At 40.2% G+C, this 26,844-nt stretch carries 24 protein-coding genes, 2 pseudogenes and 2 riboswitches; of the genes and pseudogenes, 8 read left to right on the top strand and 18 right to left on the bottom strand.

Annotation, left to right across the window (positions count from 1 at the left end; all coding sequences use genetic code 11):
* Window positions 1–13 precede the first annotated feature (13 nt).
* On the top strand, window positions 14–1,075 hold the full coding sequence (locus tag AC058W_RS08820; protein ID WP_055053324.1) for a LacI family DNA-binding transcriptional regulator: 1,062 nt from the start codon (window positions 14–16) through the stop codon (window positions 1,073–1,075).
* 165 nt (window positions 1,076–1,240) lie between these two features.
* Here AC058W_RS08820 and AC058W_RS08815 read toward each other — a convergent pair whose 3' ends face one another.
* The 4 genes from AC058W_RS08815 to sstT form a co-directional block, all read right to left on the bottom strand.
* The gene (locus AC058W_RS08815) at window positions 1,241–2,752 is read right to left on the bottom strand and encodes an alpha-L-arabinofuranosidase C-terminal domain-containing protein (protein ID WP_479389984.1); all 1,512 of its coding nucleotides are present in this window, start codon (window positions 2,750–2,752) and stop codon (window positions 1,241–1,243) included.
* Between the two features lie 226 nt (window positions 2,753–2,978).
* Window positions 2,979–3,713 carry a helix-turn-helix domain-containing protein gene (locus AC058W_RS08810; protein WP_479389983.1) on the bottom strand — a complete coding sequence of 245 codons (735 nt, stop codon included), beginning with the start codon at window positions 3,711–3,713 and terminating at the stop codon, window positions 2,979–2,981.
* Window positions 3,714–3,786: 73 nt separating this feature from the next.
* Window positions 3,787–4,047: a sporulation transcriptional regulator SpoIIID gene (spoIIID, locus tag AC058W_RS08805; protein WP_441088109.1), complete on the bottom strand. Its 261-nt coding sequence runs from the start codon at window positions 4,045–4,047 to the stop codon at window positions 3,787–3,789.
* Window positions 4,048–4,172: 125 nt separating this feature from the next.
* Window positions 4,173–5,399 carry a serine/threonine transporter SstT gene (gene sstT, locus AC058W_RS08800; RefSeq protein ID WP_117845387.1) on the bottom strand — a complete coding sequence of 409 codons (1,227 nt, stop codon included), beginning with the start codon at window positions 5,397–5,399 and terminating at the stop codon, window positions 4,173–4,175.
* Window positions 5,400–5,599: 200 nt separating this feature from the next.
* Between sstT and AC058W_RS08795 the strand changes: the two genes are divergently transcribed.
* Both AC058W_RS08795 and AC058W_RS08790 read left to right on the top strand, forming a co-directional pair.
* On the top strand, window positions 5,600–5,821 hold the full coding sequence (locus tag AC058W_RS08795) for a hypothetical protein (RefSeq protein ID WP_479389982.1): 222 nt from the start codon (window positions 5,600–5,602) through the stop codon (window positions 5,819–5,821).
* Window positions 5,800–6,888 carry a hypothetical protein gene (locus tag AC058W_RS08790; protein WP_118137588.1) on the top strand — a complete coding sequence of 363 codons (1,089 nt, stop codon included), beginning with the start codon at window positions 5,800–5,802 and terminating at the stop codon, window positions 6,886–6,888. Before AC058W_RS08795 ends, AC058W_RS08790 begins: the two co-directional genes overlap by 22 nt.
* A 134-nt stretch (window positions 6,889–7,022) precedes the next feature.
* Here the strand turns inward: AC058W_RS08790 and AC058W_RS08785 are convergent, their stop codons facing one another.
* Window positions 7,023–7,145 carry a hypothetical protein gene (locus AC058W_RS08785; protein ID WP_294438085.1) on the bottom strand — a complete coding sequence of 41 codons (123 nt, stop codon included), beginning with the start codon at window positions 7,143–7,145 and terminating at the stop codon, window positions 7,023–7,025.
* 195 nt (window positions 7,146–7,340) lie between these two features.
* Here AC058W_RS08785 and AC058W_RS08780 point away from each other — a divergent pair, with 195 nt between their 5' ends.
* Complete coding sequence (locus AC058W_RS08780; RefSeq protein ID WP_479389981.1) at window positions 7,341–7,961, top strand: GTP pyrophosphokinase; 621 nt, start codon at window positions 7,341–7,343, stop codon at window positions 7,959–7,961.
* A gap of 115 nt (window positions 7,962–8,076) precedes the next feature.
* On the opposite strand, the pseudogene AC058W_RS08775 reads toward AC058W_RS08780, so the two are convergent.
* A pseudogene (locus AC058W_RS08775) lies at window positions 8,077–8,157 on the bottom strand (lactaldehyde reductase); the annotation flags it as partial.
* Between the two features lie 274 nt (window positions 8,158–8,431).
* Here AC058W_RS08775 and AC058W_RS08770 point away from each other — a divergent pair.
* Window positions 8,432–8,911, top strand: coding sequence for a DUF2284 domain-containing protein (locus tag AC058W_RS08770; protein WP_117676946.1), 480 nt, complete (start codon window positions 8,432–8,434; stop codon window positions 8,909–8,911).
* 182 nt (window positions 8,912–9,093) lie between these two features.
* Here the strand turns inward: AC058W_RS08770 and AC058W_RS08765 are convergent, their stop codons facing one another.
* The 11 genes from AC058W_RS08765 to AC058W_RS08715 form a co-directional block, all read right to left on the bottom strand.
* Entirely contained in the window at window positions 9,094–10,185 is a 1,092-nt protein-coding gene (locus AC058W_RS08765; RefSeq protein ID WP_479389980.1) for a M14 family metallopeptidase, read from the bottom strand.
* Between the two features lie 186 nt (window positions 10,186–10,371).
* Window positions 10,372–10,680, bottom strand: a complete 309-nt coding sequence (locus AC058W_RS08760; protein WP_081017038.1) for an ArsR/SmtB family transcription factor — start codon at window positions 10,678–10,680, stop codon at window positions 10,372–10,374.
* 130 nt (window positions 10,681–10,810) lie between these two features.
* On the bottom strand, window positions 10,811–12,676 hold the full coding sequence (locus AC058W_RS08755; RefSeq protein ID WP_117676948.1) for a heavy metal translocating P-type ATPase: 1,866 nt from the start codon (window positions 12,674–12,676) through the stop codon (window positions 10,811–10,813).
* A gap of 152 nt (window positions 12,677–12,828) precedes the next feature.
* The gene (locus AC058W_RS08750; protein WP_055053315.1) at window positions 12,829–13,047 is read right to left on the bottom strand and encodes a cation transporter; all 219 of its coding nucleotides are present in this window, start codon (window positions 13,045–13,047) and stop codon (window positions 12,829–12,831) included.
* A gap of 258 nt (window positions 13,048–13,305) precedes the next feature.
* Window positions 13,306–14,661, bottom strand: coding sequence for an MATE family efflux transporter (locus AC058W_RS08745; protein WP_479389979.1), 1,356 nt, complete (start codon window positions 14,659–14,661; stop codon window positions 13,306–13,308).
* Window positions 14,661–15,632 carry an oligopeptide/dipeptide ABC transporter ATP-binding protein gene (locus tag AC058W_RS08740; protein WP_118247070.1) on the bottom strand — a complete coding sequence of 324 codons (972 nt, stop codon included), beginning with the start codon at window positions 15,630–15,632 and terminating at the stop codon, window positions 14,661–14,663. The genes AC058W_RS08745 and AC058W_RS08740 overlap by 1 nt, the downstream gene beginning before the upstream one ends.
* Window positions 15,625–16,407, bottom strand: a complete 783-nt coding sequence (locus AC058W_RS08735; RefSeq protein ID WP_055053312.1) for an ABC transporter ATP-binding protein — start codon at window positions 16,405–16,407, stop codon at window positions 15,625–15,627. Before AC058W_RS08735 ends, AC058W_RS08740 begins: the two co-directional genes overlap by 8 nt.
* Window positions 16,408–16,418: 11 nt before the next feature.
* Window positions 16,419–17,246, bottom strand: coding sequence for a nickel transporter permease (nikC, locus tag AC058W_RS08730; RefSeq protein WP_008707164.1), 828 nt, complete (start codon window positions 17,244–17,246; stop codon window positions 16,419–16,421).
* 4 nt (window positions 17,247–17,250) lie between these two features.
* Window positions 17,251–18,198 carry a nickel ABC transporter permease gene (gene nikB, locus AC058W_RS08725; RefSeq protein WP_306452298.1) on the bottom strand — a complete coding sequence of 316 codons (948 nt, stop codon included), beginning with the start codon at window positions 18,196–18,198 and terminating at the stop codon, window positions 17,251–17,253.
* 55 nt (window positions 18,199–18,253) lie between these two features.
* Window positions 18,254–19,816, bottom strand: coding sequence for an ABC transporter substrate-binding protein (locus tag AC058W_RS08720; RefSeq protein WP_117676949.1), 1,563 nt, complete (start codon window positions 19,814–19,816; stop codon window positions 18,254–18,256).
* A gap of 196 nt (window positions 19,817–20,012) precedes the next feature.
* A riboswitch (cobalamin riboswitch) is annotated at window positions 20,013–20,212 on the bottom strand.
* A gap of 75 nt (window positions 20,213–20,287) precedes the next feature.
* Window positions 20,288–21,496 carry a hypothetical protein gene (locus AC058W_RS08715; protein WP_117676950.1) on the bottom strand — a complete coding sequence of 403 codons (1,209 nt, stop codon included), beginning with the start codon at window positions 21,494–21,496 and terminating at the stop codon, window positions 20,288–20,290.
* A 139-nt stretch (window positions 21,497–21,635) separates the two neighbouring features.
* A riboswitch (cobalamin riboswitch) is annotated at window positions 21,636–21,818 on the bottom strand.
* A gap of 525 nt (window positions 21,819–22,343) precedes the next feature.
* On the opposite strand from AC058W_RS08715, the gene AC058W_RS08710 reads away from it, so the two are divergent.
* From AC058W_RS08710 to AC058W_RS08700, 3 genes are all read left to right on the top strand, one after another.
* Window positions 22,344–24,389 carry a M28 family peptidase gene (locus AC058W_RS08710; RefSeq protein WP_479389986.1) on the top strand — a complete coding sequence of 682 codons (2,046 nt, stop codon included), beginning with the start codon at window positions 22,344–22,346 and terminating at the stop codon, window positions 24,387–24,389.
* A 141-nt stretch (window positions 24,390–24,530) separates the two neighbouring features.
* Window positions 24,531–25,172 carry a GNAT family N-acetyltransferase gene (locus AC058W_RS08705; RefSeq protein ID WP_479389978.1) on the top strand — a complete coding sequence of 214 codons (642 nt, stop codon included), beginning with the start codon at window positions 24,531–24,533 and terminating at the stop codon, window positions 25,170–25,172.
* A 353-nt stretch (window positions 25,173–25,525) separates the two neighbouring features.
* Window positions 25,526–25,900: a BlaI/MecI/CopY family transcriptional regulator gene (locus AC058W_RS08700; protein ID WP_117845368.1), complete on the top strand. Its 375-nt coding sequence runs from the start codon at window positions 25,526–25,528 to the stop codon at window positions 25,898–25,900.
* Here the strand turns inward: AC058W_RS08700 and AC058W_RS08695 are convergent.
* Window positions 25,901–26,365, bottom strand: a pseudogene (locus AC058W_RS08695) (substrate-binding domain-containing protein); the annotation flags it as partial.
* Window positions 26,366–26,844: the final 479 nt, after the last annotated feature.

Raw genomic sequence — 26,844 nt, 5'->3', positions numbered from 1 at the left:
AAGGAGTACCTAAATGAACAGTCAACAACATAAAAGAATCACATTAAAAGATATATCAGAACAGTGCGGTTATTCCGTCAATACAGTTTCCCGCGCACTCAGAGACGATCCCAGGCTCCCGGAAGCCACTATATCCCGGATTAAGCAGGTTGCAGATGAGCTTGGATACATGAAAAACATAATTGCCTCTTCCATGCGTTCCGGTCACACAAACCTGATTGCCGTTATTGTTGACGATATTCAGAACCCTCATTATTCTGATATTATCTCACAAATTTCTATCAAATTGCGAAAATATGGATATCATACTTTAATTTTAGCATCATACATAGAAAAAAATTACGCAGATTATTCACTGTCCCTCGCATTATCTTATAATGTCAGTGGAATCGTTTTTTTTCCACGAAATTATAATAAAAATGCTATAAATCTCATCAATCAAAATAAAATCCCATTGGTACTGATTGACCGTGAAATACCAGAATGTCAGACGGACTTCGTACGCTGCGATGATTATCAGGGAGGATATCTTGCTGGAAAGCATCTTCTGGAATTGGGTCACCGTCGATTTCTCTATCTTCCAGGGCCAAAATATAATCTCTCACAGACTCGTCGTTATGCTGGTATTATGGATGCACTCTCAGAGGCAAACGTACCGGTTTCTAACGTTCGCCAGATAGATTATCACACTGTATTTGGTTCTCCGGTTCCTTCAACTTCTTCCTATAAATCATACGAAGAGTTGTTTTTCCCTGTCGATTACACCGCTGTGATCGGTTTCAACGACCTTCAGAGCTATTCTGCAATGGAAATACTAAAAGAACGAGGATATCGTATTCCCGAAGATATATCTTTAATCAGCTTTGATCATCTGCGAAAAACACATACATACCTTCCGCCACTGACAAGTATCGCCGACAATACAGACAAAAGCATTGCGGATACTGCTGTTTCAATACTTTTAGATAAGATTAAAAATTCAGACAGTAAGTTTACCGGTGCAGTTTTACCCGTAACCATATATGACGGACATACTACCGGACCAGTTAATAAGGCTTTTGAGACTTCTTTTTAATAATCTGATCTGTATTTTATAAAAGCAGGATGTGAGGTTCCGTATTAATGCCGGGATCTCACATCCTGTTTTATTATCGCGTATATAAAAGATGAATTCTGATGCCAGAGCCTGTTTGAAAAAGATTTTCTGCAATCCGCGCCCGAATGCATCTATCGCTACATTTTATAATATCTTAAAGTCAATCACATTTATCGAATGTGGTGCAAGATTCACCTGATATACGCCACTTGTTTCCTTTGTCGGAAGCTGTTCAATAAATACTTCCGTTCTATCAATATCATTATAAGAATCTACCGAACTTCCCACGATCCGATACTCTTGAACTTCGTACCTCGCATATGAATTTTCATCCAGGCAGATTTCCAGTTTCTTTTCTTTGTCCGGTTCTTTGTTTACAACGGCAATAGAAATTTTTTCTGTTTCAGAATGCTGTGTAGCCAAAATATCAAGTGTATTCACAGTTACTTTTCTGCCATTTTTATCCGACACTGTAAATGTATTTTTCTCACCTTCTTCCCAACTATCCAGAACAGTATCCCCCATGTGATTCACATACAAGTCAAATACATGATAAGTGCTTCTCAGTACAACTCCATCCTTATAACTGTAAATACATCCTCTTGTATTCAAAATTGGTGCAAAGTTAGCCATTCCAACAATATCACAATTGCGATTCATTGCATTTAAAAAACATGCCGTAAAAACAGCGTCTGCAATCGTATAAGAGGAATTATCGTCATTTTTGTCTCTCGGTATAAGATAGCTGTCTTTATCAATTCCCTGTTTAATCGTATGCACATTTGGATGATGCCACCCTCGTAAATTCCATTCATCAAAAGCAATTTTTATTTTCTTTTCCAGATGTAATGCCGTAAGCAGACCTTTTACGTCAGTAACTGCCCGGTCTACCTGTTCCGTGTATGCCATGCACTGAGTATAATCTGCAAGTTCATTTTTTTCCGCAAGCATATCCCAATATCCATGCAGAGAAATCCAGTCCAGATATTCTCCACAATGTTTTAAAAGGTTCATTGTCCAGTCAATATCAGGAAGTGCCGCTGCTGATAATTCTACTGTCGGTGACACATGCTTTATCATTTTTGCAGATTCCTTTACAAGTCGCCACCACTCTTCAGAACTTTTCGCACCTATCTCCCAATTTCCATAATTTTCATTTCCGATGCTCCAATATTTTACATTGTATGGCTGTTCCTCTCCATTAGCAATTCTCCATTTTGCATATTTACCTTCATTTTCAAGATTACAGTATTCTACCCAGTCACTCATTTCTTCTGCTGTTCCGGTTCCTGCATTGGTACAGATATAAGGTTCACAGGCTATTTTTCTGCACATATGAATATATTCATCTGTCCCAAACGTATTCGGATCCTCTACACGCCATGCTTTATCAAAAAATGGCTGCCTATTCTCTCCCACCCCATCTTTCCAATGGTAAGAAGATACAAAACATCCTCCCGGCCAACGCAAAACAGGGACTTTGATTTTCTTCATCGCTTCAATGATGTCCTCGCGAAATCCTTCCTCATCTGATAATTCATTTCCCGGATCATAAATCCCGTCATAAATCTGTCTGTGAAAATGCTCGATAAAATGTCCATATAACATGGGACTTCGTTTTCCTATTACTCTTTTCGAATTTACATGGTATTTCATACCGATTACCTCCCGAAATAATACTCAGCGCGCTTTTATATCTTTGAATATAATCGAGGTTTAAGTATTTATATACTATTTTACCGAACATTTTTTGCCTGCAGCGACTTTCTACAGTTTGTATTTCTCACTGTTTTATCCTCTGGTTACTGTCCCCTCTCACTGCTCTCAGTAATACACTTTGCGATGCGCAGAATTTATGTTATTCGCCATTGAAGCAGAGTACTTACCTGGTTTGCTTAAAACAGCTTTTCCGAAACTCCTTTGGAGTCATTCCAGTTTCAAGTTTAAAACACTTAGTAAAAGAACTCTGATTTGAAAATGATAAATATTCCGAAATTTCCTGTATCTGATAATTTGAATATTGTAATAATTCCTTTGCCTGTTTTATTTTTTCTTTTCGTATATATTTCTCCACAGAACATCCTTCATATTTTTGGAATAATCTGCACAGGTAATCACCGTTTATCCCAGTTTCTTCCCATACACGATGAATATCTACATTGTGAAGGTGTTTATAAATATAATCTTTTGCTTTCTCAACATAATGATTAGTTTCCGGTGATTTTTTCGCCTCCATTACTTGTCTTGCAAATTCCTCTTCATATTCTTCTGCTTTTTTTGCGATAACCTTCTTGTCTTTCTGTCTTTCGATGTCACATATATAATTGTCTGCCATTGTAAAAGCAAGTTCCGGACTAATCCCTCCGCGAATTGCCGCTCTGGATGCAAGTGTTATAACAATAATTGCAATGTTTTTATCATTCCGCAGATCCTCATCTGCCACTCTTCCTAATTTTCCCTCATATTTCTCCCTCTGGCATCTCCTTAACTGTCGCAAATCTCCCGATTCAATGCTAAATAATTTCCGTCGTTCGTGGTCATATGGATTATGGCATATTTCGGTTTCCTGCATATCAAATATTTTATTTACAATATTTCGTTTCAGATTTTCTTCCATTTTTCTATGTTATCCTCTTTATGAAAAGCACCCGCCGATCCGCGGGCGCTTTTTTATATATCTGAGTTTTATTTTAACACATTTCATGCTGATGCAGGTATTTTTCTCTGGTTGCAAGACCACCTCTGATATGCCGCTCCTGCTTATTCACATCCAGAACCTGTCTGACTTCACTGGCCAGTCCCGGATTTAGCTGTTTGAGACGATCGGTACAATCCTTATGTACTGTACTCTTACTAATTCCAAATTTCTTCGCCGCCTGACGCACTGTCGCCTTTGTCTCAATAATATAATTCGCAATTTCCACTGCCCGCTCTTCGATATAATCTTTCACGGATAAGCCTCCGAAGACGCTGTTTTTACAGTGTATGCTTTAGCGCAAAATCGTATGTCCGAAGTTTTCGCTCACATAAAAACGACCGTCCTTTCGGGCGGTCGCTATATGGGATTTCCCATTTCTTATTTAAATTTAATCTCTTTCCCTTCCAGTCTCCACTGTCTGAATTCTGCGGAGGCAGATAACAGAAGGTCTGAGGATGAGTTCAGGGCTGTTTCTACGGAGTCCTGAATAACGCCGATGATAAATCCAACTGCAACAACCTGCATGGCAATATCATCTGAAATACCAAACAGAGAACATGCCAGCGGAATCAGCAGAAGGGATCCACCTGCAACACCGGAAGCTCCACATGCAGACAGAGCAGCAAGTAAACTTAAGATGATTGCTGTCGGAATATCTACGTTAATACCAAGTGTGAATGCTGTAGCCATTGTCATAACTGTAATAGTGATGGCTGCACCATCCATGTTAATCGTAGCACCAAGCGGAATAGTTACAGAATAAGTATCTCTGTCCAGTCCCATCTCTTCGCAGACTTTCATATTTACCGGAATGTTGGCTGCTGAACTTCTTGTAAAGAATGCTGTCAGCGCGCTTCTTTTCAGGCAGTGGAAAATCAGCGGATATGGATTCTGACGGATACACCAGTAAACCAGAATCGGGTTTGTTACAAAATAGATAAACAGCATACATCCTACAAGCAGAACAAGCAGTTTTCCATATGTAGTAAAGATATCCAGACCATTTGTAGATACTGTGTTAAATACCAGGCCAAAGATTCCGACAGGTGCAAGGTTAATGATCCATGTTACTACCATGGAAATTCCATCCGCAACATCAGCCAGAACTTTCTTTGTCATCTTATCTGCCGCACGGAATGCAAGTCCCAGAAGAACTGCCCACATCAGAATTCCTACATAGTTTGCATTTACCAGAGAAGATACCGGGTTTGCAACGACATTTAACAGAAGGTTATTTAACACCTCTGCAATGCCCTGTGGTGCGCTTGTATCAGTTGCTGCGTTTGCAAGTGTCAGTTTTACAGGAAATGCCATACTTGCAAATACTGCGATCACTGCTGCCAGTACAGTACTGAACATATACAGGATAATAACTGTCTTAATAACTCCTCCATGAGATTTTCCTGCGTTACACAGAGAGCTGATAACCAGGAAGAACACCAGTAACGGTGCGATTGCTTTTAAAGCACTTACAAAGACATCACCCAGAATTGCGATTCCTGTGGCCTGTGGAACTGCGATTCCAAGAATCGCACCAAGAATCAGACCAACCAGGATTCTCTTTACCAGAGCGATCTCAGTCCATTTGTCCCAAAACTTTTTCATCTCTTTACTCCTTTTTTCCTTTACTTTGTTAAAACACTGATACGTTACATTATAAGGTAAACTCACGGAATATGCAAGGGGTGCGCAGAATTTATGCTAATCGCATAAATCCGCGCCGTATGTCTCTGGATTTTGGTATATTCATGCCAAAACACCTCGCGGAATAGTAGCGTGTGAACAGTTACCATAAGGAGTCTGCTTTGGTTAAAATACCAAATTACAGACTTGACAATATCAACTGTTTAGCCTATTCTATTTCTAATAGGAGCTGGCTTTTTGCACTGGAAAAAGCTGGCTGTTTTGCTGATTTGGCACATGCTGATGATAGGGATAACGAAAACTATAAATGCAGATATAACAAATATCTGATAATGTACATGAGAAGATGGAGGATAAATCAATGGATAACTGGAATAATGTGAAACTGGTACCGGAATTTTCAGAGCAGGGTGTAGACTGCTATCGTCTGGAGGGCGGAAACTACGAGAATGAATATTATGTAGTTTCTGAATCAGAAACAAGAAAGCTTCTGAATACACCGGAAGTAGTTGGATACGAAGTGTATCATTGTCTGATTCCGTCCACTTCTCAGATGCTCTACTATTTCAAAGAACAGAAGAAAGTAACAACCGCAAATATTCTTTCAATTCTTCGCGGCGCATTAAACTATCCGCTTGAGGAGAGCTGCTACAGAGAACATATCCGCGTTCATGATATCAGCTTCCTTTCCAGTGAACGTGTATTTAATGAAGATGAGATCGCAGGTCTGGAAATCAAATACAGCAAACTGACAATGGTACCGGACAGTACTCTGCTGATTGGTGACATCATTGCAACTGGTGAAACATTAATTCACTGTCTGCGTTATGTAACAGATTTCTACAGAGAACACGGTGCAAGACTTCGCAATATTATCATTTTTACGATTGGTGGTACTACAGGGATTACGATTCTGGAACGTCTGACGAAAGAAATCCGTGAATTCTGGCCGGAATTTGAGGGATTTATCACAGTATATTATGAGGGGATTTTCAGCACTTATCAGGATAAGGGTGTATCCGGAATTAATCTTCCTGACGTAGACTTCTACTGGAAAGATGGTATTATTGCGCCGGAATTCAGAAGAGAGACTTTGTCCATGAGAAATCCGCTGTTTGAGAAATGTATTATTTATGATGGCGGTGCAAGACGTTATGAGATTCATGAGCATGTAGAGGAAGTTCTGGAATTCTGGAAGGAAATGTTACAGCGCGCAGATCAGATTGATTTCAAAGAACTGCTTGATGAGAAATTAGGTTATGTGACACCGATCTCTTATGAAGATTGGGTAAAGGCAAATCATTATGAGAAAATCAATCCATCCGTGAATAAATGGTTATACAAACAGGAACAGGGATATATCCAGAGTATGCAGGATGTGACTCTGAAAGAGATTGCTGAAGAGCGAATTCAGGAATTTACTACTGCTTTGAAAAAATATATTATTTAACCAAATCAGAAAAGTCCCTTGCTTCAATTGCCAAGAGCAATAAACAGCGGGTAGAGATTAACATAATATAGCCGGAATTTACGATTTATGATTAATTATCGTAAACTCCGGCTATATTTTTGTCAGTTTATTCTTCAAATATCCGGAAAGTTCCCGGGTTCTGCCCAGGCAATTCCGGCAGAAGCGACCAGTACTTTTTCATTTCCATCAGGAAGTCGGATCGGTGAATCTGCCAGACTTCTCCAGAAAGTGTCCATCTTATTCAGCAGTTCCGATTGGCTAGATACTGGCAGACCTGACAGGACTGATCTATATGAAAAAGATTTACAGAGATTCTTTATAAAATGGTTAGAAATCCACCATTAATTGAACACATTTTTTCTGTATGATAAATGAGTAATTGGGAATAAGTCTGATACATTGTATAGGGGATTTTACAGGAGAAATGAAAAATGACAGATGAAGAATATTATGAATTTATACGACCATATGAAGATGCCAAGCAGATGCTTCTTACCCGTCTGGATGTGCTGAACCACAATCTTTACGGAGAAGCCTCGGCAAGACCGATCCACAATATCCAGTGCAGAATCAAAAAGAAACAAAGTATTGAAGAGAAACTTCGCCGAAAAGGAAAAGAAGAAACCGTAATCAACGCCAAAGATTATCTGCAGGATATTGCAGGTGTCAGAGTGATCTGCTACTTTGTAGATGATATCTATAATCTGACAGAACTTCTGAAAAGTCAGAGTGACCTGATTGTGATAAAAGAACGGGATTATATCAGCAGCCCGAAGCCAAATGGTTATCGAAGTTATCATGTGATCGTAGGAGTGCCGGTATATTGTCTGGATGGGATGGAATACTTTCCGGTGGAGATACAGTTTCGAACAATGTCCATGGATTTCTGGGCAAGCATGGAACATCGTATTTCCTATAAGAAAGAACGTGCAGATAAGGATCAGCTTAAAGATGAATTAAGAGAATATGCGAATATGCTAGTAGAAATCGAAGGACGATTTGAACAGTATAATGAAACAGATCATCAGCTAGAGAAATACCAGAGTAAATAACAAAGTAAAAGGACTTGCAGGAAGCGAACTTGGCAAAGTCGATATAACACCTTACAAATAAATCATAAAAGTCAAAAAAGGGGCTATCTATTTCCCGATAGCCCCTTTGCATAAATTACATAATCTTGCGGAACAGATCTTTCAGATCTTCTACGCTTGCATCTTTCGGGTTTCCTGGTGCGCATGCATCTGCGTGTCAGCTTCGATTGCTGCTTTTCTGTACTCATCCTGAGTCATTTCAAAAATGAACAATAGCTTTTTGCTATCATTTGCTACATGTACCATAACATTAGTATACTGCTTATTATAACAAGGAATCTGCAAAACAGCCAGACATAAACGCCCAAATTATGCTATAATCCTATTATGATGTCGGAATCAAAGGTAAATCAATTTTACTCTGTTCTGACGTCCAGTCATTGTTTTATAGCAAAAGATTTCATCCACTTACAGAAGGGAGATTTTATCTTATGGATCTTATAAAAGAAGCACTTTCCATGGGCTTTGCAAATGCAGCGATCATGGATACAAAAGACCTGGTATTTGTACCGGAATACCGACAGTTTTGCGAAGACAATATGTGTGGAAATTATAATCTGGTGCCGGCATGTCCACCTGCCTGCGGCACTGTAGAGGAAATGCACGAAAGAGCAATGAAGTACGAAAAAGCACTGGTTCTTCAGACTGTTTTGAAAGATCCTCTTATGGATCCAGTTCTTTTTAAACAGGCGAAACATGCGCAGAATATTCTTACAGAACAGCTCGCCAAGCGTATGCAGGAAACCGGAAAAGATGATGTTCTAATCATGAGTGCAGGTCCATATAAAAATTGTTCCTGCATGTCAGCCTACAGCGTAGATGCGCAGAAGATGGCAGATGCCGTAGGAATGATCTGCTGGGCAGACGATTCAGATGTGAGATTCTTTACTCAGATTCTGTTTCATGAATAGATAGGCAGATTTTGTATTTCCGATGATTGCCCAAAAAGCTCATCACAAAAATAATGCAAAATACGACCGCACTTTATCTCCAATAATGAGATATTGTACGGTCACATTTTATTTTCAGTCAGCCATGTCAATCGGATATTCGCAACCTCCGCAGGGGACTTTTTTGCTATATGATTCTCATGTTACTTATGGTGTTTATCATTTTCATGCTTACTATTTCTGTGTTTATCACTTCCATGTTTATGATGGTGGTGTCCATGCTTATGTTTTTTATTTCCGCAAACCTCACAGCCAAGTTCAATTTTCCCCTGTTTCTCCTCATCCCAGGTTCCATAAGATACCATCGGTGTGTCTTTCATAATACACAGACTGATTGTCTGATAAAGGATAATCCCGCCCATCTTAGCTCTGTAGACAAACAGTTCACGTCCAAAATAATCACAGATTTTTCCCAGCACTTCTCCCTCTTTAAAGGTCTCTCCTGGCTGTTTTGCAGGATACCAGCAGCCGGACACCGGGGCATCTTCATAAATCACAGGACTTACTTCTACCGGAGGTTCACCGTGCGTATGGGACTTGCCGCAAAGAACACCAAGGTGTCTTAAGATATTCTTTACATCATGAACATCTTCTGCAACCAGATCTTCACACCAGCGGGAGCTGTGTCCACGTTCCAGCAGGATACTTGGAATCCCCATGCTTCCGGCATAGTTATAAGCTCCGCCTGTTCCACACATGGAAGTTACCAGATAGTCCACATGTGCGATTTCCGCCATCTCCCGGCTTTTTGCAGCTACTTCCGGAGTTGCTGCACCTGTACAGTATACATAAGATACCAGTCCCTCAAATCCATCACCGCAGTGCAGATCCACATAGTAATCTGCCTTCGGGAAAAATTCTGTCACAACAGTATAAGCGATCCTGTCACTAAGTGTACCATTCGGATTTCCAGGGAAAACTCTGTTCAGGTTTTTTCCATCCTCATAAGTAAGACTCATGGTACGGTGTTCGAATCCAGTTCGGTTCATCAGACGGATCACTATGATATTTCCTGCGATCTTCTTCGGATCCAGCTCATCTGCAAGCTGCATAGCTGCCTGAATTCCTACATATTCTGCATTATGTACCCCACCGGAGATCAGAACAGTCTCCCCCTCTTTTTCTCCACAGATCAGTGTTACCGGAATTCCGAATTCTGCCCCGATGATGTGCACAAATCCTGATACTTTCTCACCCGGTTTTGCTTCCAGGTCTGCTACTCGTAATGTTCGCATCAAATCTTCTCCTTCCACTCATTCCATCTCTGCCAGATCTTATCATCCACTGGCAGGCTCTTATTTCATTCTGTAAATTCCACTTTCAATAGTTAGTTCTATAAAACTTTTATATTTTCAAACAGGGAGCCAATACTTGAAATATCAACTCCCTGCTTTTTACTTTTACCATACGTTCACATCGGATTAATTTTCTTCTATATGCTCTCTTCCCTGATTGATAATCGTCCGCACATGATCATCTGCCAGAGAATAAAAAATGGACTTTCCCTCTCGTCGGTTCTTCACCAGTTTGTTTTGCTTCAGGATTCTAAGCTGATGGGAAATTGCAGACTGTGTCATATTCAGTGCTTTCGCAAGGTCGCATACACATACCTCTGTTTCGAAAAGCACAAACAGAATACGGATTCTTGTAGAATCTCCGAAAATCTTAAACAAATCTGCCAAATCCTCAAGTTCCGTCTCTTCTGGCATTGTTTTATTTATAATTTCCATTGAATCTTCATGAATTTCATAATAGTCACAAGCCTCGTCTTTATGTTTTTCCACGCTTTCACCATTTTCCTTCCTGTCTGCAACTGTCTGTTATTCTATAAATTTTTGTAACTGTTCAGTACCTTCACAGTTACAGGTTTTTTACAAATAAAGTACGGATTGCGTTTAATACCGCAATGATCATAACACCTACATCTGCAAAAATAGCCATCCACATATTGGCAATTCCCAGCGCACCAAGTATCAGACACAAAATCTTAATGCCAATTGCAAAATAAATATTCTCATATACAATATGAATACACTTTCTTGCAATCTTAATCGCTTTGGAAATTTTCAGCGGATCATCATCCATCAGTACGATATCTGCTGCTTCAATCGCTGCATCAGAACCCAGTGCACCCATAGCAATACCAATATCTGCTCTGGACAGTACCGGCGCATCATTGATACCGTCACCCACAAATGCAAGCTTCTCTTTTTCGGATTTCTGATGAAGTAATTCTTCTACTTTACTTACTTTATCAGCCGGAAGAAGTTCACTGTAAACTTCCTCAATTCCCAGTTCTTTTGCTACCTGATCTGCAACACGTTTAGAATCTCCGGTAAGCATAACTGTTTTCTTGATACCAGCTTTCTTCAATTCAGCAATTGCTTCTTTTGCATGAGGTTTCAGAATATCAGAAATAAGAATATGACCTTCATATCTTCCATCTACAGCCATATGAATTACTGTACCAACATGATGACATTCCTGATAGGAAATTCCAAGGCGTTTCATTAATTTTGCATTTCCTGCTGCTACAGATATACCATCCACTTTCGCAGTTACACCATTACCACTGATTTCCTCAATATTCGTTACTCTGTTTCTGTCAATTGGTTTTCCATATGCTTTCTGAAGACTCTTACTGATCGGGTGGGAAGAAGAACATTCTGCAAGAGCTGCATATTCCAGCAGTTTTTCATCTGAAATCTCATTATGATGAACTCCGCTTACTTCAAAAACACCCTGTGTCATTGTACCAGTTTTATCAAATACTACATAGCTGGTCTGTGCAAGTGTTTCCAGATAGTTGGAACCTTTAACCAGAACGCCCTGATTACTTGCTCCACCGATTCCTGCAAAGAAGCTTAAAGGAATACTGATCACCAGTGCGCATGGACAGCTGATTACCAGGAAAGTAAGTGCTCGGTAAATCCAATCACCCCACATAGCCGGTTTTCCCATGATCAAAAGTACGATCGGAGGAATAAAAGCAAGTGCAAGTGCTCCGTAGCATACAACCGGAGTATAATATTTGGCAAACTTTGAAATAAAATTCTCTGATTTTGATTTTCTGGAACTGGAATTCTCCACAAGTTCCAGAATCTTGGATACGGTAGATTCTCCGAATTCTCTGATCGTACGGATTTTCAGAACACCTGTCATATTGATACATCCGCTGATCACTTCGTCTCCGGCTTTTGCATCTCTTGGAAGGCTTTCTCCGGTCAGTGCACTGGTATTTAAAGTAGAAACACCATCAATGATCACACCGTCGATTGGAACTTTTTCTCCTGGCTGTACAACAATTACAGTACCAATTTCAACTTCATCCGGGTCTATCTGTTCAAGTTTTCCATCCACCTCAATATTTGCATAATCCGGACGAATGTCCATCAGTTCACTGATGTTACGTCTGCTCTTTCCTACTGCATAACTCTGGAAAAGTTCTCCAATCTGGTAGAACAGCATAACCGCAACACCTTCAGAATAATCTCCGAGCAGAATTGCTCCCACAGTAGCTACTGCCATCAGGAAATTCTCATCGAATACCTGTTTATTTCTGATACCTTTAAATGCCTTCTGAAGAATATCATAGCCAATTACCAGATATGGAATCATAAACAGTCCAAATCTGACATATCCATCTATCGGTAATTTAGAAAAAAGTACGATCAATACCGCCGCTACGATGATTCTGATCAGCATCTTCTTTTGCTTCTTATTCATCTTAATACCTCACTTCTTATAAAACAGGACCGCCGCCAGAACATATATCAGTGGATAACCATAACCGTCTGACATATCTCTGTGCTGCAGTCCCTCTCTGCTAATTTACGACAATTCCCGTAAATATATCATCAACAGGAATCGCTCCTGAATTAAAGATAGATTTCGCAGTCGTCTTCTACCTTCTTGCAGTTTGCCAGAACGTCTTTCATAACTGCTTTCGGATCCTGTCCTTCTTCAAATTCAACGATCATTTTCAGCATCATGAAGTTTACTGTTGCATCCTTAACACCAGCTGTATTCTTAGCAGCTTCCTCCATTTTGTTTGCACAGTTTGCGCAGTCTACGTCGATTTTGTAAGTCTTTTTCATTGTATTTTTTCCTTTCCGGCTCATGAATAGATTTTCACATCATCATATGAGCACTTGTTCATTTGTTAATTTTATTATAACAGCTTTTTATTCTCTGTCAATAACTTATTGTTAAAAAAATTGCAAATATCAAATTCTTATATCATAGGAACATTACGGAATCATTTCCTATGATATAAAAACAGAGGATACCGTCTGATTCTTCTTCCTGCTGCACCCTCTGTCTCATCTATCATTTGCGAAATGATTATAATCTTTTTATTTACTTTTCTTATGGTAGAATTTTTCGACCTCTGCCAGATATAAAATAGTAAAAGTGACACCTGACACTATCCATGATCCAATATAAATCCATACAATACATTCCATTGTTTCAAATGATGGTAAAACAACCAGAATGCAGACTACTCGAAACAGGCAGATTGTAAGTAATGTAGTAACCATTGACACCAATGTTTCTCCAAGGCCGCTGCATGCTCCTGAAAGAGCTTCTGCAACAGCATAGAATACAAAGAACGGTGCCATCATCTGCATATATCTTATAACCAGCGGTATCAATGTCGGAACGTCTTTCTGATCGATAAACAACGGTCCGATCAGTCCGGAACCGAAATAAAGGACAATACTGATAATTCCTACCGCGATCACAGATAAGCCCGTACCGATCAGGGCTCCCTTCTTTACTCTTTTCGCCTTACCGGCGCCCAGATTTTGCGCGGTATATGTAGTCAGTACAGGTCCCATGGAATCCGCTATCAGCCAGATCAGTAAATCCAGTTTATCACAGATTCCCCATGCTGCAATACTGTCAGTTCCCATTGTGTTAATACTTGCCTGAACAATAGAATTGGCAATTGGAAACAGCATGGACTGAAGAGCTAACGGGAAACCTTTGTTTATCATCATTCCCATATGCTCTTTGCAGATTCTCATAGTTCTGATTCCTATCTTTTCTTCCAGGAAATCAGATTTCACAAGAAAATATGCGGTAAGTACAACACTTACAATCTGAGAAAGTACAGTAGCTGCTGCCGCTCCTCCAACACCAGTATGCAGAAGTCCTACCAGTATGAGATCTGCAACAATATTGACCACACTGCATACGACCAGTACATATAATGGCTTTTTAGAATCTCCAAACGCACGCAAGACTCCTGCCATCATGTTATAAAGGATCATTGCCCATATTCCGCCAAAATAAATTCGGCAGTAGATCAGTGATCCTGTACGGACTTCTTCCGGAACAGACATAATATCAAGCAGCCATGGGGAAAAAACAGCCCCGGCTGCTGCACAGATAATTCCCAGAATACCTGCAAGTAAAAGAGCTGTCCGCACTGCACAATGCAGTCCTTCTTTATCTTTTGCTCCAAAATATCTGGAGATCATAATCGTCGCACCTGTTGCAAGTCCGTTCATAAAATTAAGCGGAAATTTAAAAAGCGTATGCACAGAGTCAATTGCTGCAAGTCCGATTTTTCCGCTAAACTGACCAACAATAACCGCATCAACCGTTGTGTACAACTGCTGGATCAAGCTTCCCGCAATCAGTGGAAGTACAAAAAGTAATAATGCTTTTCCTATATTTCCAGAGATCAGACTATCTTTTTTCATTATTTACTGCCCTTTTGGAACAAATGGCAGGCAACACTGTGTCCATTTTCCACTTCTACAAGATGCGGATTCTCCTTTTTGCAGATATCCATGCAATGCTCACATCTTCCCTGGAACGGACATCCCTGTGGAAGATCCAGTGGGCTCGGAGCCTCACTTTCAATACTCTCGATTGGTTTGGAAAAGTCCATATTAATATCAAATACTGCACCCATCAGTGCTCTTGTATATGGATGCATTGCTTTCATATCAAGATCTTTTCCCGGAAGAACCTCTACGAGGTTTCCAAGATACATAACGGCTACCTGATGTGCCACTAACTGAACCAGTGCAATATCATGACAGATAAAACCAAATGTGATGTTCTTTTCTCTCTGAAGCTTCGTGATCAGTTCAATTACTGTTTTCTGAACAGAAACATCAAGAGCGGAAGTTGCTTCATCCAGAACAACGATTTCCGGTTCCAGTGCCAGTGCTCTCGCGATTGCAACACGCTGACGCTGTCCACCACTCATATTGTGAGGATAACGATCCGCAAAATCTCCCGGTAATTCTACCATCTCAAGAAGTTTTCTGCAGACAGCATCCTTCTCAGATTTCTTAATCTTTTTGAAATTCATCAAAGGTTCGCACACAATATCACGAATGTTCATTTTCGGATTAAAAGATAAGGTCGGGTCCTGAAATACCATCTGAATGTTCTGACGGTTATTTCTCAGTTCTTCTCCCTTTAATTTCGTGATATCTGTACCGCGGTACAGAATCTCACCCTCTGAAGGTGTATCAAGAGAAACCAGAAATCTCATAAATGTACTCTTACCACATCCGGATTCTCCTACCAGACCCAGTGTTTCACCTTTATACATTTTCAGATTAATATCATTGTTCGCCAGCAGAGTACGTCCATGTGATGCCGCAAATCTTCTGGTTACATGTTTCGCTTCCAGTATTACTTCTCTTTTTTCAGACATATCGTTCACCTCCCCGGGATGGAACTGCCTCCAGAAGTTTTCTGGTATATTCATTCTTTGATTCTTTCAGAATATACTCTCTTGTTCCCTGGTCTTCCATTTTTCCGTTCTTCATTACAACAATATAATCTGACATGTAGGCAGCTACACCCAGATTATGGGTTACTACAATAATGCCTGTATGATAATCATCTCTGAGCTTCATCATCTGACGCACGATCTGTGCCTGCGTTGTTACATCCAGTGCAGAAGTCGGTTCATCTGCAAGAAGAAGCTTCGGCTGATAAGTCATTCCCATCGCAATACCAACTCGCTGTCTCATACCACCGGATAACTGGAAAGGATAAGATTCCATAATATTATCCGGAGACGGAAGTCTCATTCGCTCCAGCATTGCGATTCCCTTACTCCATGCCTCTTTTTTGGAAATTTTCTCATGAGTAAGAATATATTCTGTGAATACTTTTCCGACTTTACGTGTCGGATTCATCATTGCACCACTGTCCTGAAAAATCATGGAAATATCAGAACCACGAAGTTTTCTCCACTGTTCCGGTGTATAGGATAAGAGGTCTTCTCCTTCAAATGTAATACTTCCTTCTGTGACCTTACCGCCACCTGCAAGAAGTCCCAGAACAGCACGGATAACAGTGGTTTTTCCACTTCCGGATTCTCCTACCAGAGAAACGATCTGTCCCTCTTTCATATCCAGATTAAAATTCTGAACAGTTGGAACATTTTTGTAGGAGATTGTCACATTATCTAATTTCAGCATGTTTATTCCTCCTACTCATTTCTTGGATCGAGGATATCACGGATGGAATCCCCAAGCATATTAAATACAACAACTACTACAAAAATAGCAAGACCCGGGAAGATCATCAGCCACGGAGCGGACTGCATACACGCTCTTCCTTCATTCAGCATATAACCCCATTCCGGTGCCGGCGGCTTAGCGCCAAATCCCAGGAAGGACATTGCTGCCAGTTCCAGCATCATGGAACCTATATCTGTCGCAGCAGTAATGATCAGTGTAGGAAGTGCATTTGGAAGCATATATCGAAACAGCATATACGGTGTTTTGGAACCGGTAACGATCGCTGCTGATACATAATCCCTGTCACGGATCTTCATAACCAGGCTTCGTGCCAGACGCGCATATTTGGTCCAGCTTACTACTACAATAGCGATGATCGCATTTTTGATACTTGCGCCCATAATACCTGCAACAGCAAGAGCAAGTACCAGTCCTGGGAAAGCAAGCATCATATCTGCAATTCGCATAATAACAGCATCAATGACACCTCCGAAATATCCTGCAAGGACTCCGGTAACAGTTCCCACCAGAAAGATCAGGGCAACAACACCAAAGGTTGCTGACAGAGATGCACGTGCTCCATAAATAACTCTTGAAAAAATATCCCTGCCCATTTTGTCGGTTCCAAAAATATGTTCCTTGCATGGCGGAAGCAGTGCATCTACCAGAGAACCTTTTAACGGGTCAACCCCTCTGGTTACCACCGGTGCAAATACTGCTGTCAGAATAATACAGACTGCAAGAATAGAAAACACGACAAAAGTTTTATTTGCTAAAAATCTGTTTTTCTTTTTCATGATTCTACTCCTTTAAACGCATACGTGGATCAATATAAACATAAGATGCATCAACGATCAGGTTAATGACCATATAAATCAGGGCAAGCCATAATACATATCCCTGGATCAGATTGTAATCACTGGATGTGATTGCTGAAACTGCAAGGTTTCCAAGACCCGGATAAGAGAAGATTACTTCTACAACACTGGTTCCTCCAAGAAGTGATCCTATGGAAAGACCAAACATTGTGATCAGCGGAAGCAATGAATTTGGAAATACATTGCCCCAGATAATCTTTGATTTCTTTACTCCTCTTGCCTGTGCACCGATCACATAATCCTGACTCAGTTCATCCAGCACCGCTGTTCTTACCTGTCTGGTATATTTGGAAGACATTGCAATCGCAAGTGTCAAAGCCGGAAGAAACAGACTCTTAAAGTCTCCCGCAGAACTGATAACCGGAAATGCATTGATATAAACACAGAATGCCAGCATTAACAGAAGTCCAACCCAGAAGTTAGGCATCGCACATCCGAGGAATGTAATTCCCCGGACGAGATAATCGATCCATTTATCTTTATATATGGCAGACAACATACCTAAAGGTACAGAAATAACCAGCATAAGGATCATGGCCATTAATGTAAGTTTCAAAGTCGGCCATAATCTGGCTGCAAGAAGTTCTGTAACTGGTTTATTTAAGCTGTATGATTTGCCAAAGTCACCTTTCAGACAGTTCTTAAGCCATCTGGTATACTGCACCAGAAACGGATCATTCAGACCAAGTTCCTCGCGTGTCTCCTGAACCATTTCTTCAGTAGGCATTACACCGGTTGCCGTGTACATGTTTCGTACAGGGTCACCTGGTGACATAAAGGTCAGTGCAAATGTAATAAAGCTGATACCGATCAATACGATCACAATCTGTAATAAACGCTTGATTATTTGCTTTTTACTCAAAAAAGACACCTCTTTTTATTTCTGTTTGTAACTATTCAGTAACTTCACAATTCGCAGACTTTTCTTATTCTGCAGGAGTAATTTCTGTTGACAGCCAGTAGTAATCTGCTGTATGGATATGTGCAGAACCAACTTTCTTACTGTAGATCATAGACGAGTTGTAGTATCCATCAATCAGAACCGCTGCATCATCTACCAGGATCTGCTGCATCTGGAAGATCAGATCTTTTCTCTTTTCCGGATCCATTTCACCTTTTAATTCTTCATATAACTTATCATAGTCCGGGTTGGAGTATGCGCAGTAGCTGGTATCAGTTGCCCAGTTAGCCATATATGCCAGAGGATCTCCGGTACCAACAGTGATCCAGTTATTGTTATTAAAGTCATAATCCAGTGCTGCAAGTTTACTCCACTGATCATCTGAGCTTCCGTATTCAGGAACAACACCGATGCCGATTTCTGCAAGATACTGTGCGTGAGCATCTGCAAAGTCATTCAGAAGACGGTTTTCATAAGAAATATATCTAAGGTTGATATTCTGGCCATCCAGTTCACGGATTCCATCTCCATCTGTGTCAACGATTCCTGCATCATCCAGAATCTGTTTTGCTTTTTCCGGATCATAGGTATATGGATTCTCAAGTTTGTCGTAATCATAGTTCAGAGTAGATGGCAGTACGGAAAATCCTGGTGTATAAAGTCCACCGATTGTTCTGGAATTACAGATTGTATCATAGTCAATTGCCATCAGGATTGCCTGACGAAGTGTTTTGTTTCCAAGAACACCATCAAAGTTCATCCATGCAAATCCGCAGCGTACACCGGATGCAATATCAACAGTAAAGTCATCACTGTCCTGGAAATCCTGAATATCTGCTACATTTGTGATATTCTCAACCAAGTCTACCTGACCACTCTGGAGAGCCATTGTTTTTGCGGAGTTATCTCCCATGAACAGCAGATTGATCTTATCGTATGGAACATCTTCACGATAATACTCATTTGCAGCTAATGTATAACCAACACCTACACCATTGAATTCTTCAATCTTGTATGGACCTGTTCCAATAATTCCATTATCGTAGTTTTCAATATGTTCTACATCTGTGATTCCCATAGTTGGGTGGCAGAGCTGTCCTACAAGGTTTGCATATGGTTTGCTTGTTTTGATGTTAATAGTATTTGCATCATCATCTACAGTAACTTCTGCTTCAAATTCCAGATATTTCTCCGGTTTGGCAGATCCGGAAGGTCCTACCTCTTTCATGTGATCAAAATACTCTTTTACCTTTGTCGGAGTTAAATCACATCCGTCAGAGAATTTAATTCCGTCTTTCAGCTTGATCGTCCATTCTGTATGCTCGTCATTTACTTCATAACTCTCAGCAAGCCACGGGATAACTTCCATATTGTCATCGAATTTAAATAATGCTTCAGCAATACCATATCTCATAGCATTCCATCCACTGTTTTCATCATTTGCACTGTTTACACATCCATCTGTGTACATCTGACATCCGAAGTTTAAAACCTTCTCATCACCCTTCGCCTGTACAGTAACTCCCATTAATAATGCAACTGTTGTTGCCGCTGCTAACACAAGTAATTCTCTTTTTGTTTTTTTCATCCTTTACTTCCTTTCTTTTTTTGTTTCTTCGTTGTTTTTCTTCCTTCTCATACTGTCCATTCCTGTGATTTTGAACGAAAAAAAAGACAGATGCTCCCACATCCGTCACGAAATCTTACCATTAAAGAATCAAACATATATATGCAACACATGAAGTTGTAACTCTTAATCAGGATTTCTCGTCGTCCGCAAGAATCTCTTTTACCAGAAATAAGCAGGTCTCCTGACTTAAGCTTACCCATTTTCAACACCTTCCCAGAAAAATATCTTCCAGTGGCATTCAGCTGAAAACCAACTATCACAGTGACGGGATCGTACCGGATTTACACCGGTTTCCCTTTTAATCAGACCAGCAGGACGCTTCTGCTGGTCTGAACTTATCTCTAAAATCATTAAATGACCGTATGAATACTCATCTATCATAACATACCATCATGTATACGTCAATTATTTTAGACTCTTATTTTCTATCTATTTTTCCGTAAATTTCCGGAATTTCTCAAAATTTGTTTCCGGTGTATAGGATTTCAGAACTTCCATCATGTCCTCTACACTATATGTATTATCATACATTCCAATAGATAACGCATACTGCTTATTAAACTCATCTACTGAATCCGCTGTCCAGAATGACTGCTGCAGCCGGAAAGCACTTCCATCTTCACGGTAATCTTCTGCAAAGCCTTCCAGAGCATTTTTCATGGCAACAAATGATGGTGCAACGATAGCACCGTATTTTCCTACAAGATAGTCGATTCTTTCCTTGCCGTTATATCCCTTTTTATTAAACATTTCGTATGTATCTTCTGTAAAACAGTCAATGGAACCCAACAATACATCTGTACTGTTCTCTTCTTCATAAGCATCAATTATCTTGATAAAATCACTTGCGCTCACTACACTCAGAATAACATTATACTCTCCTGTATTCAGCGAATCAGCCAGCTTTTCATCCAGGTGATCTTTTGGATACCCCGGAACCAGAGTAATCTTAATGTCACTGCCTGTTTCAATTTCTTCAGTATCCTGCGTATTCACCAGTTCTTCTACAGACTTCTCATATGACAGGCCATATGCTTCCTGAAGCTTATTCAGAATACCAATCGTTCTCAGACGATGCATCTCATTACCGATAGCAGATCCTCCACATGCTATTATGTAATGATTCTGGTTATTCTGATCCTCTGAAACAAAATACTCCGCCATATTGGCAGCCGCATCCATTTCTGTTTCAACAGATGTTCCTATTGTTCCCAGAAAATAAGGATTATCCTTTACTTTCTCATACATTTCATCACTGATCGTTCCTGAGCCACGTACATAATACATACCATATTCTTCACATACCGGAAGAACTTCTTCAAGATCTGAGGAAAGGAAAGAAATAATTCCCTTTACATTTCTTTCATGAAGCTCGTTGATAAAGCTGATTTCTTCTTCTGCTGTACTTATACTGGAAGAATATAAAAACTCGACATCAAAAGCCATGCCGACATAATTTTCAAAATAATTTCTAAATGCTCTTACTTCTGCATCATTCAGATTATATACGGACACTCCTATTGTCATTTTTCCGTCCTGATTTGTTGTATCACTCTGAGTGTCAGCTGCCATAACTGAAATACTGGTGCAGGTAAGCAGCATAATCATTGTCAATATAAAACTTATTATCTTTTTCATTCCTTTTTTACCTTTCTGTCGTATTTGTATAAAAATTCAAGTTTTCTTTTCTCACATCCTTTCCTGAAATAAAAAAGATCCTTTTCTTAAAATGTATTTTAGGTATAAAAATAAAGCCTTTCTTATACACCGTAAGAAATAACCTTTTTTAATGCAAGCAGGTCTCCTGACTTAAGTTCATCGCATTTTATCGTCTTCCCGCCTCTTAAGCAGTGACATATATGATAAAAAGCTCCCTTTTACAGTGGCGGGACCGTACCGGACTTGCACCGGTTTCCCTTTTAATTCCATATTACTGGAAACATGCATTATTTTTATAATATGATATCAGGGGCTAAAAGTCAAAAACTATTTTTACTCCGCGCTAAGGCTTTTCCCCAACTTCATTATATTTTTATTATATAATTCCATTTGGTTAACGTCAATAATTTACATCTAATATTTATATGTTTTTTTATTCACTTTTACTATGGTCTTGAATATTCAGATTCCAGTATCTATTCCATAATAAGGGTCTCTTTGCAGCACTACCTTCTCTTGTGGCATTTCTTTGTTTATGCTAAAATATTTTTACTACTATAAATGAGCAAATATCTAAAAGTGCACAAAATTCATAGCTGGTTGTGCACATTACGCGAACATTCAACTGCTTTATACTTTTTGCTATCCGCATACCGTGGATTCAATTGTACAGTTTTTCAAATTTGCTCATTTATAGTTTACTATATAATAAAAACTTACAGTATATCATTTTACAAAATCAGGAAAGAGGCGAAATAAATTGAACATTGAAGATTCCTGTATTTCCTGCATTGACACAGACTGGTCCTACCAGCTTGCCAGACGCATGGAAAAAGAGAAAACAAACCCTGTTCTGGGCTATCGTACTGCAGGTTCCGCTGCAGAAACAGCTACAGGAGATATGTTATACAGGGAAATGAAAGCTATCGGACTTACCGATGTAACCAGAGATACATTCTCACTGGACGGATGGGAATTCGAGAAGGCAGTCCTGAAATTTACAGATGATGACGGGCAGGAACACACCTTTCAGATGGGCGGATATCAGACAAATTTCGAGACAGACGGATTTGAAGATTATGAACTCGTTTATCTGGGAAAAGGAACTGCCGCAGATTATGAAGGCATAAACGTAAAAGGAAAGCTGGTTATGGTTGAGATCAACCAACGCGACGAATGGTGGATCAGCTTCCCTGTTTATCAGGCTTATCTGCGCGGCGCTGCTGCCCTGATCGCAGTTCAGGCAAACGGCTACGGAGAAATCGCAGAAACTGCGCTGAATGCACAGGATATCGCAGGTCCTGATTTCGCACCTGCATTCTCCCTGTCTCAGGCAGATGCACGTATCCTGAAGCGTGCCCTCCGGAATAAAATTTCCGCCTGCGAAGACAATACCGCTGATTCAGAAGATATCCGTAACACTCCAGAACAGGATGCTGCTTTATTACGCAGATCCTCATTAAAAGTATCACTGGATGCCCGTTCCAGAGTGATCCCGGACACAACAGCAGGCAATATCACAGGTAAAATACAGGGGACTGAGACAGACTCTATGATCCTGCTGTCCGCACACTATGATTCCTATTTCGATGGATTCCAGGACGATAATGCAGCAGTCGCCATGATGCTCGGCATTGCCCGTGCACTGGTAAAGGGCGGCTATAAACCTGCCCACACTCTCGTCTTCTGTGCAATGGCTGCCGAGGAATGGGGAATCATTGATTCCAAATACGACTGGTCAACAGGAGCCTACAATCAGGTATTCCGCGTACATCCTGACTGGCAGGGTAAAGTGATTGCAGACCTGAACTTTGAACTTCCTGCACACGCACACAATACGCAGGATGCCATCCGCTGTACCTATGAATATGCAGATTTCATCAGACAGTTTACAGACAGCCTGACTGTCCCGAAGGAAGCATATCCTGACGGGATTACAGTTCTCTCTCCCATCGAGACATGGTCTGATGATTTCTCCATGGCAATCGCAGGTATCCCATCCACAGTCAATGACTTCAGCGCCGGGCCATTCATGCAGAATTATTATCATTCCCAATATGATAATCAGGATGTTTACCAGGAAGCTGTCTATCAGTTTCATCATGAATGCTATCTGAAGCTGATCATGACCATTGACAGACTTGTCCTGCCACCGATGAATTTCAGTAATACCATGAACGCGGTCGCAGACAGTATTCACGAAAATGCCCTTTCATTTGCAGATTCTGAACAGGAAACTCTGCTTCAGAACTTACGGACAGCCACCGAATCGGCCAGAAATATTTACAAAAAAATATGCCAGATCAATGAAGAATATGCTACACTTTCAGATTCCGCATTCCGCAGAAATTTCCGTTCCAAATGGGAACCTGTCGGGCTGAAACTGCTGAAGATTTTCCGCAAAGCTCAGGACTATCTGGTGCGTCTCAACTGGCAGGATGAAGTAATTTTCCCACAGGAAGCCGCTTCCAGAAATATCCGGCAGCTGGAAAAAGCCTGCCAGGTTTTATCTGAAGGAAATATCACAGATGCGCTGAAAGTACTCTATCGTGTAGACAACAACATGTACGCATTCCTTTTTGATGAAGAAGTATATTACCATTTCACCGAATACATTCTTCACCAACCCAAAGATCGCCTGATGTGGGGTGCCGGACGTATCATGCATCATGAAAATCTTTACGGAATCGTGCAAAAATTAAAACAGCGCCTGGAAGAAGAGAGTCCGGAACTGGACGGAGAGATTCGCCGTCTGGAAGCTGCTCTGCGCAGACAAAGAGCTTATTACAAAGATGATATCCGCTACCTGAATAGCTCTGTCAGCAAACTGTCAGCCATGTTTAATGACGTTTTTAACTCGCCAATTCTATAACGAATGAGTTTTCAGACACACTCTATAGCAATTCCAGAAAATAATGCAACTAAAATTTCATTTTCTGATGGGCTAGATTAATTGCACTATCTTATAGATTACTATAATCCATTGAAAAAAATAAGGAGATTCATACATACTATGGAAAGCGATAATTTATATCGAGTACAAGAAGAAGATTTACCACGATTACAGAAACTCTTAACCGTCTGCTTCGCACAGGATCCTCTGTATCACACCCTGATTCCGGATGATGCAACCAGAGAACGCCTCCTGCCGGAACTCTTTTCCTGCGACCTTACAGAATTCTACCAAACCTGTGAAATCTACTCTGACAGCAGTGAATTAAACAGTATCCTGGTCGTTTCAGATGAAAGTGAACCTTACAACGTTCTGCAATATTGTCTCACCGAAGCCAAGGCGCTGCTTACCACTGACGGATGGCTGATCAAAGAAGATCCCAGCCTGAAGACTTTCTGGAATTTTATCCAGGGCAAAGACTACCTGAATTCCAGCTGGACAGACCAGCTCCACCAGACAGACCGTCTTCATGTAATCTATCTTGCAGTAGATCCCGGACACCAGCACCACGGACTTGCCGACCTTCTCATGGAAGAAGTAATCGACTACGCACAGAAGCACAAAATGCTAATCTCCCTGGAAACCCATAATCCGGAAAATCTCCCTATTTATGAGCATTTCGGATTTAAAACATATGGAATTGTAGAAAAACATCACTTCGGTCTAAAACAATACTGCATGATCCGCGAAGCTACTGTATAAGTGTTCCTGAAAGCAGGTTCCGAAATCCGATAAATTAGCCTATTTTCTGCTTAAAATTTTGTCTATTTCTACACCTAGTAATATTTATATTTTTATATTAAAATAATATGTAGATGTTAGGGTTTGTATGTTTTTGCCCTCATCACACACCTGTACCATGTGTACCCTGACAGTGTTACTACTCACGAAATAAACGGTATTATTTCATCATACTTTTTATCGGCAATATCCCATACCCCCATTACCGGTAAAGAGGTGAATAGCAACTCTGCAATCAACTGGTATCAGAGTGGAGCACCGTTTTTATATTCCATGGGTACATATCTATAATACTAATAAGGAGGACTTAATTAATGGTACGCAATGCAATGAGCGCAACAGAATTTTATATTTTACAGTATTTATGGACCAGAGAAACACCTGCAACCTTCGCTGAGATTATGGTTCATTTTAATGAGGTTGAAAAGAAAGCATGGAAGAAACAGACTGTAAATACATTCCTTTCACGTCTGTCACAGAAGGGCTTTTTAAATATAGACAAAAGTGGAAAACGTGCGATTTATATTCCCTCTGTCTCCTCAAAAAAGTTTTATGAAAACTATGCAAAAGAAATCGTTGACGACTCCTACGAAGGATCCCTTAAAAATTTCATATGCGCATTCACAAAAGGCCGTAAATTAACCGGTACAGAAAAAGAAGATTTATTAGCTTACATCCAGACACTTTAATTAAATCAGATATTTTTTCTGTATCATATGCATGATATTGATTTCAGGAAAATTTAAGGGGCTGTCAATCGACAGCCCCTTGTTTATTTTCATAATCTTCAATGTTTCTACACCTTTTTCAACCATCGTATTTACTGAATATTCCGTACGCACAATAGAATCCTGGTGACCGGCCTCGCCTTCAAGCACTACATACTGACAGATACCATCACTGTTTTTATCCATATCTGCATTCTCTTTAAATGCATCTGCTGCCAATTCTCCTTCCAGTGTCCCTGATTCCGAAGCATCCGCACCCACATAGTACAAATCTTTCCAGCGTTCGAGATCCTCAGCTACCAGTTCACGATTAAAGAAAATAATCGGAACATTATTATTCTCCGCAAGATCAGTTATTGTTGTAGGCTCTGTACGGTCAACCAAATTCACACATACCACATTACAGCCCTTCTCGATCAGACTTTTGACTTGCTCATTCTTTCGTCACTTCGAAAAACTCAACCTCTATCTGATCTGTTTTATCTGTATAATATCTGATGTTCTGTGCCGCCATAGCTATGCTCTAATATCCCATATAATATTCATTTGGAACTATAAGTTCCTGTATCAGTCCCTTGTCAAGATAATATACCAGTTTTTCGGAACAGCCTTCTCCATAAATTCTCCAGGAAATACTATCATCATTAAAAAGGAGATCTACTGCTTTTTCTGTATCACTATTTTCAAGAGAAACTACTGCATCTACCTGACCATAACCGAATAACTGCTCCGCAGTTTATCAGGACTTGCTTGTACCCCTCCTGATACAAGCAAGTCCCACCCACTGCTTATTGCTCTTCGCAACCTCCGCAGGGGACTTACTTGATTCGGTTAAATATCATTTTATATCTGTTTTTTTCGCACAAAAAAACCAGCTAATTACTAGCTGGTTTTTACTGTATCTT

It is taken from the genome of Blautia sp. CGZ-1-C1 (assembly GCF_056504575.1).
The sequence above is the reverse complement of the archived record's forward strand: the minus strand, read 5'-3'. Positions and strand labels throughout refer to the sequence as shown.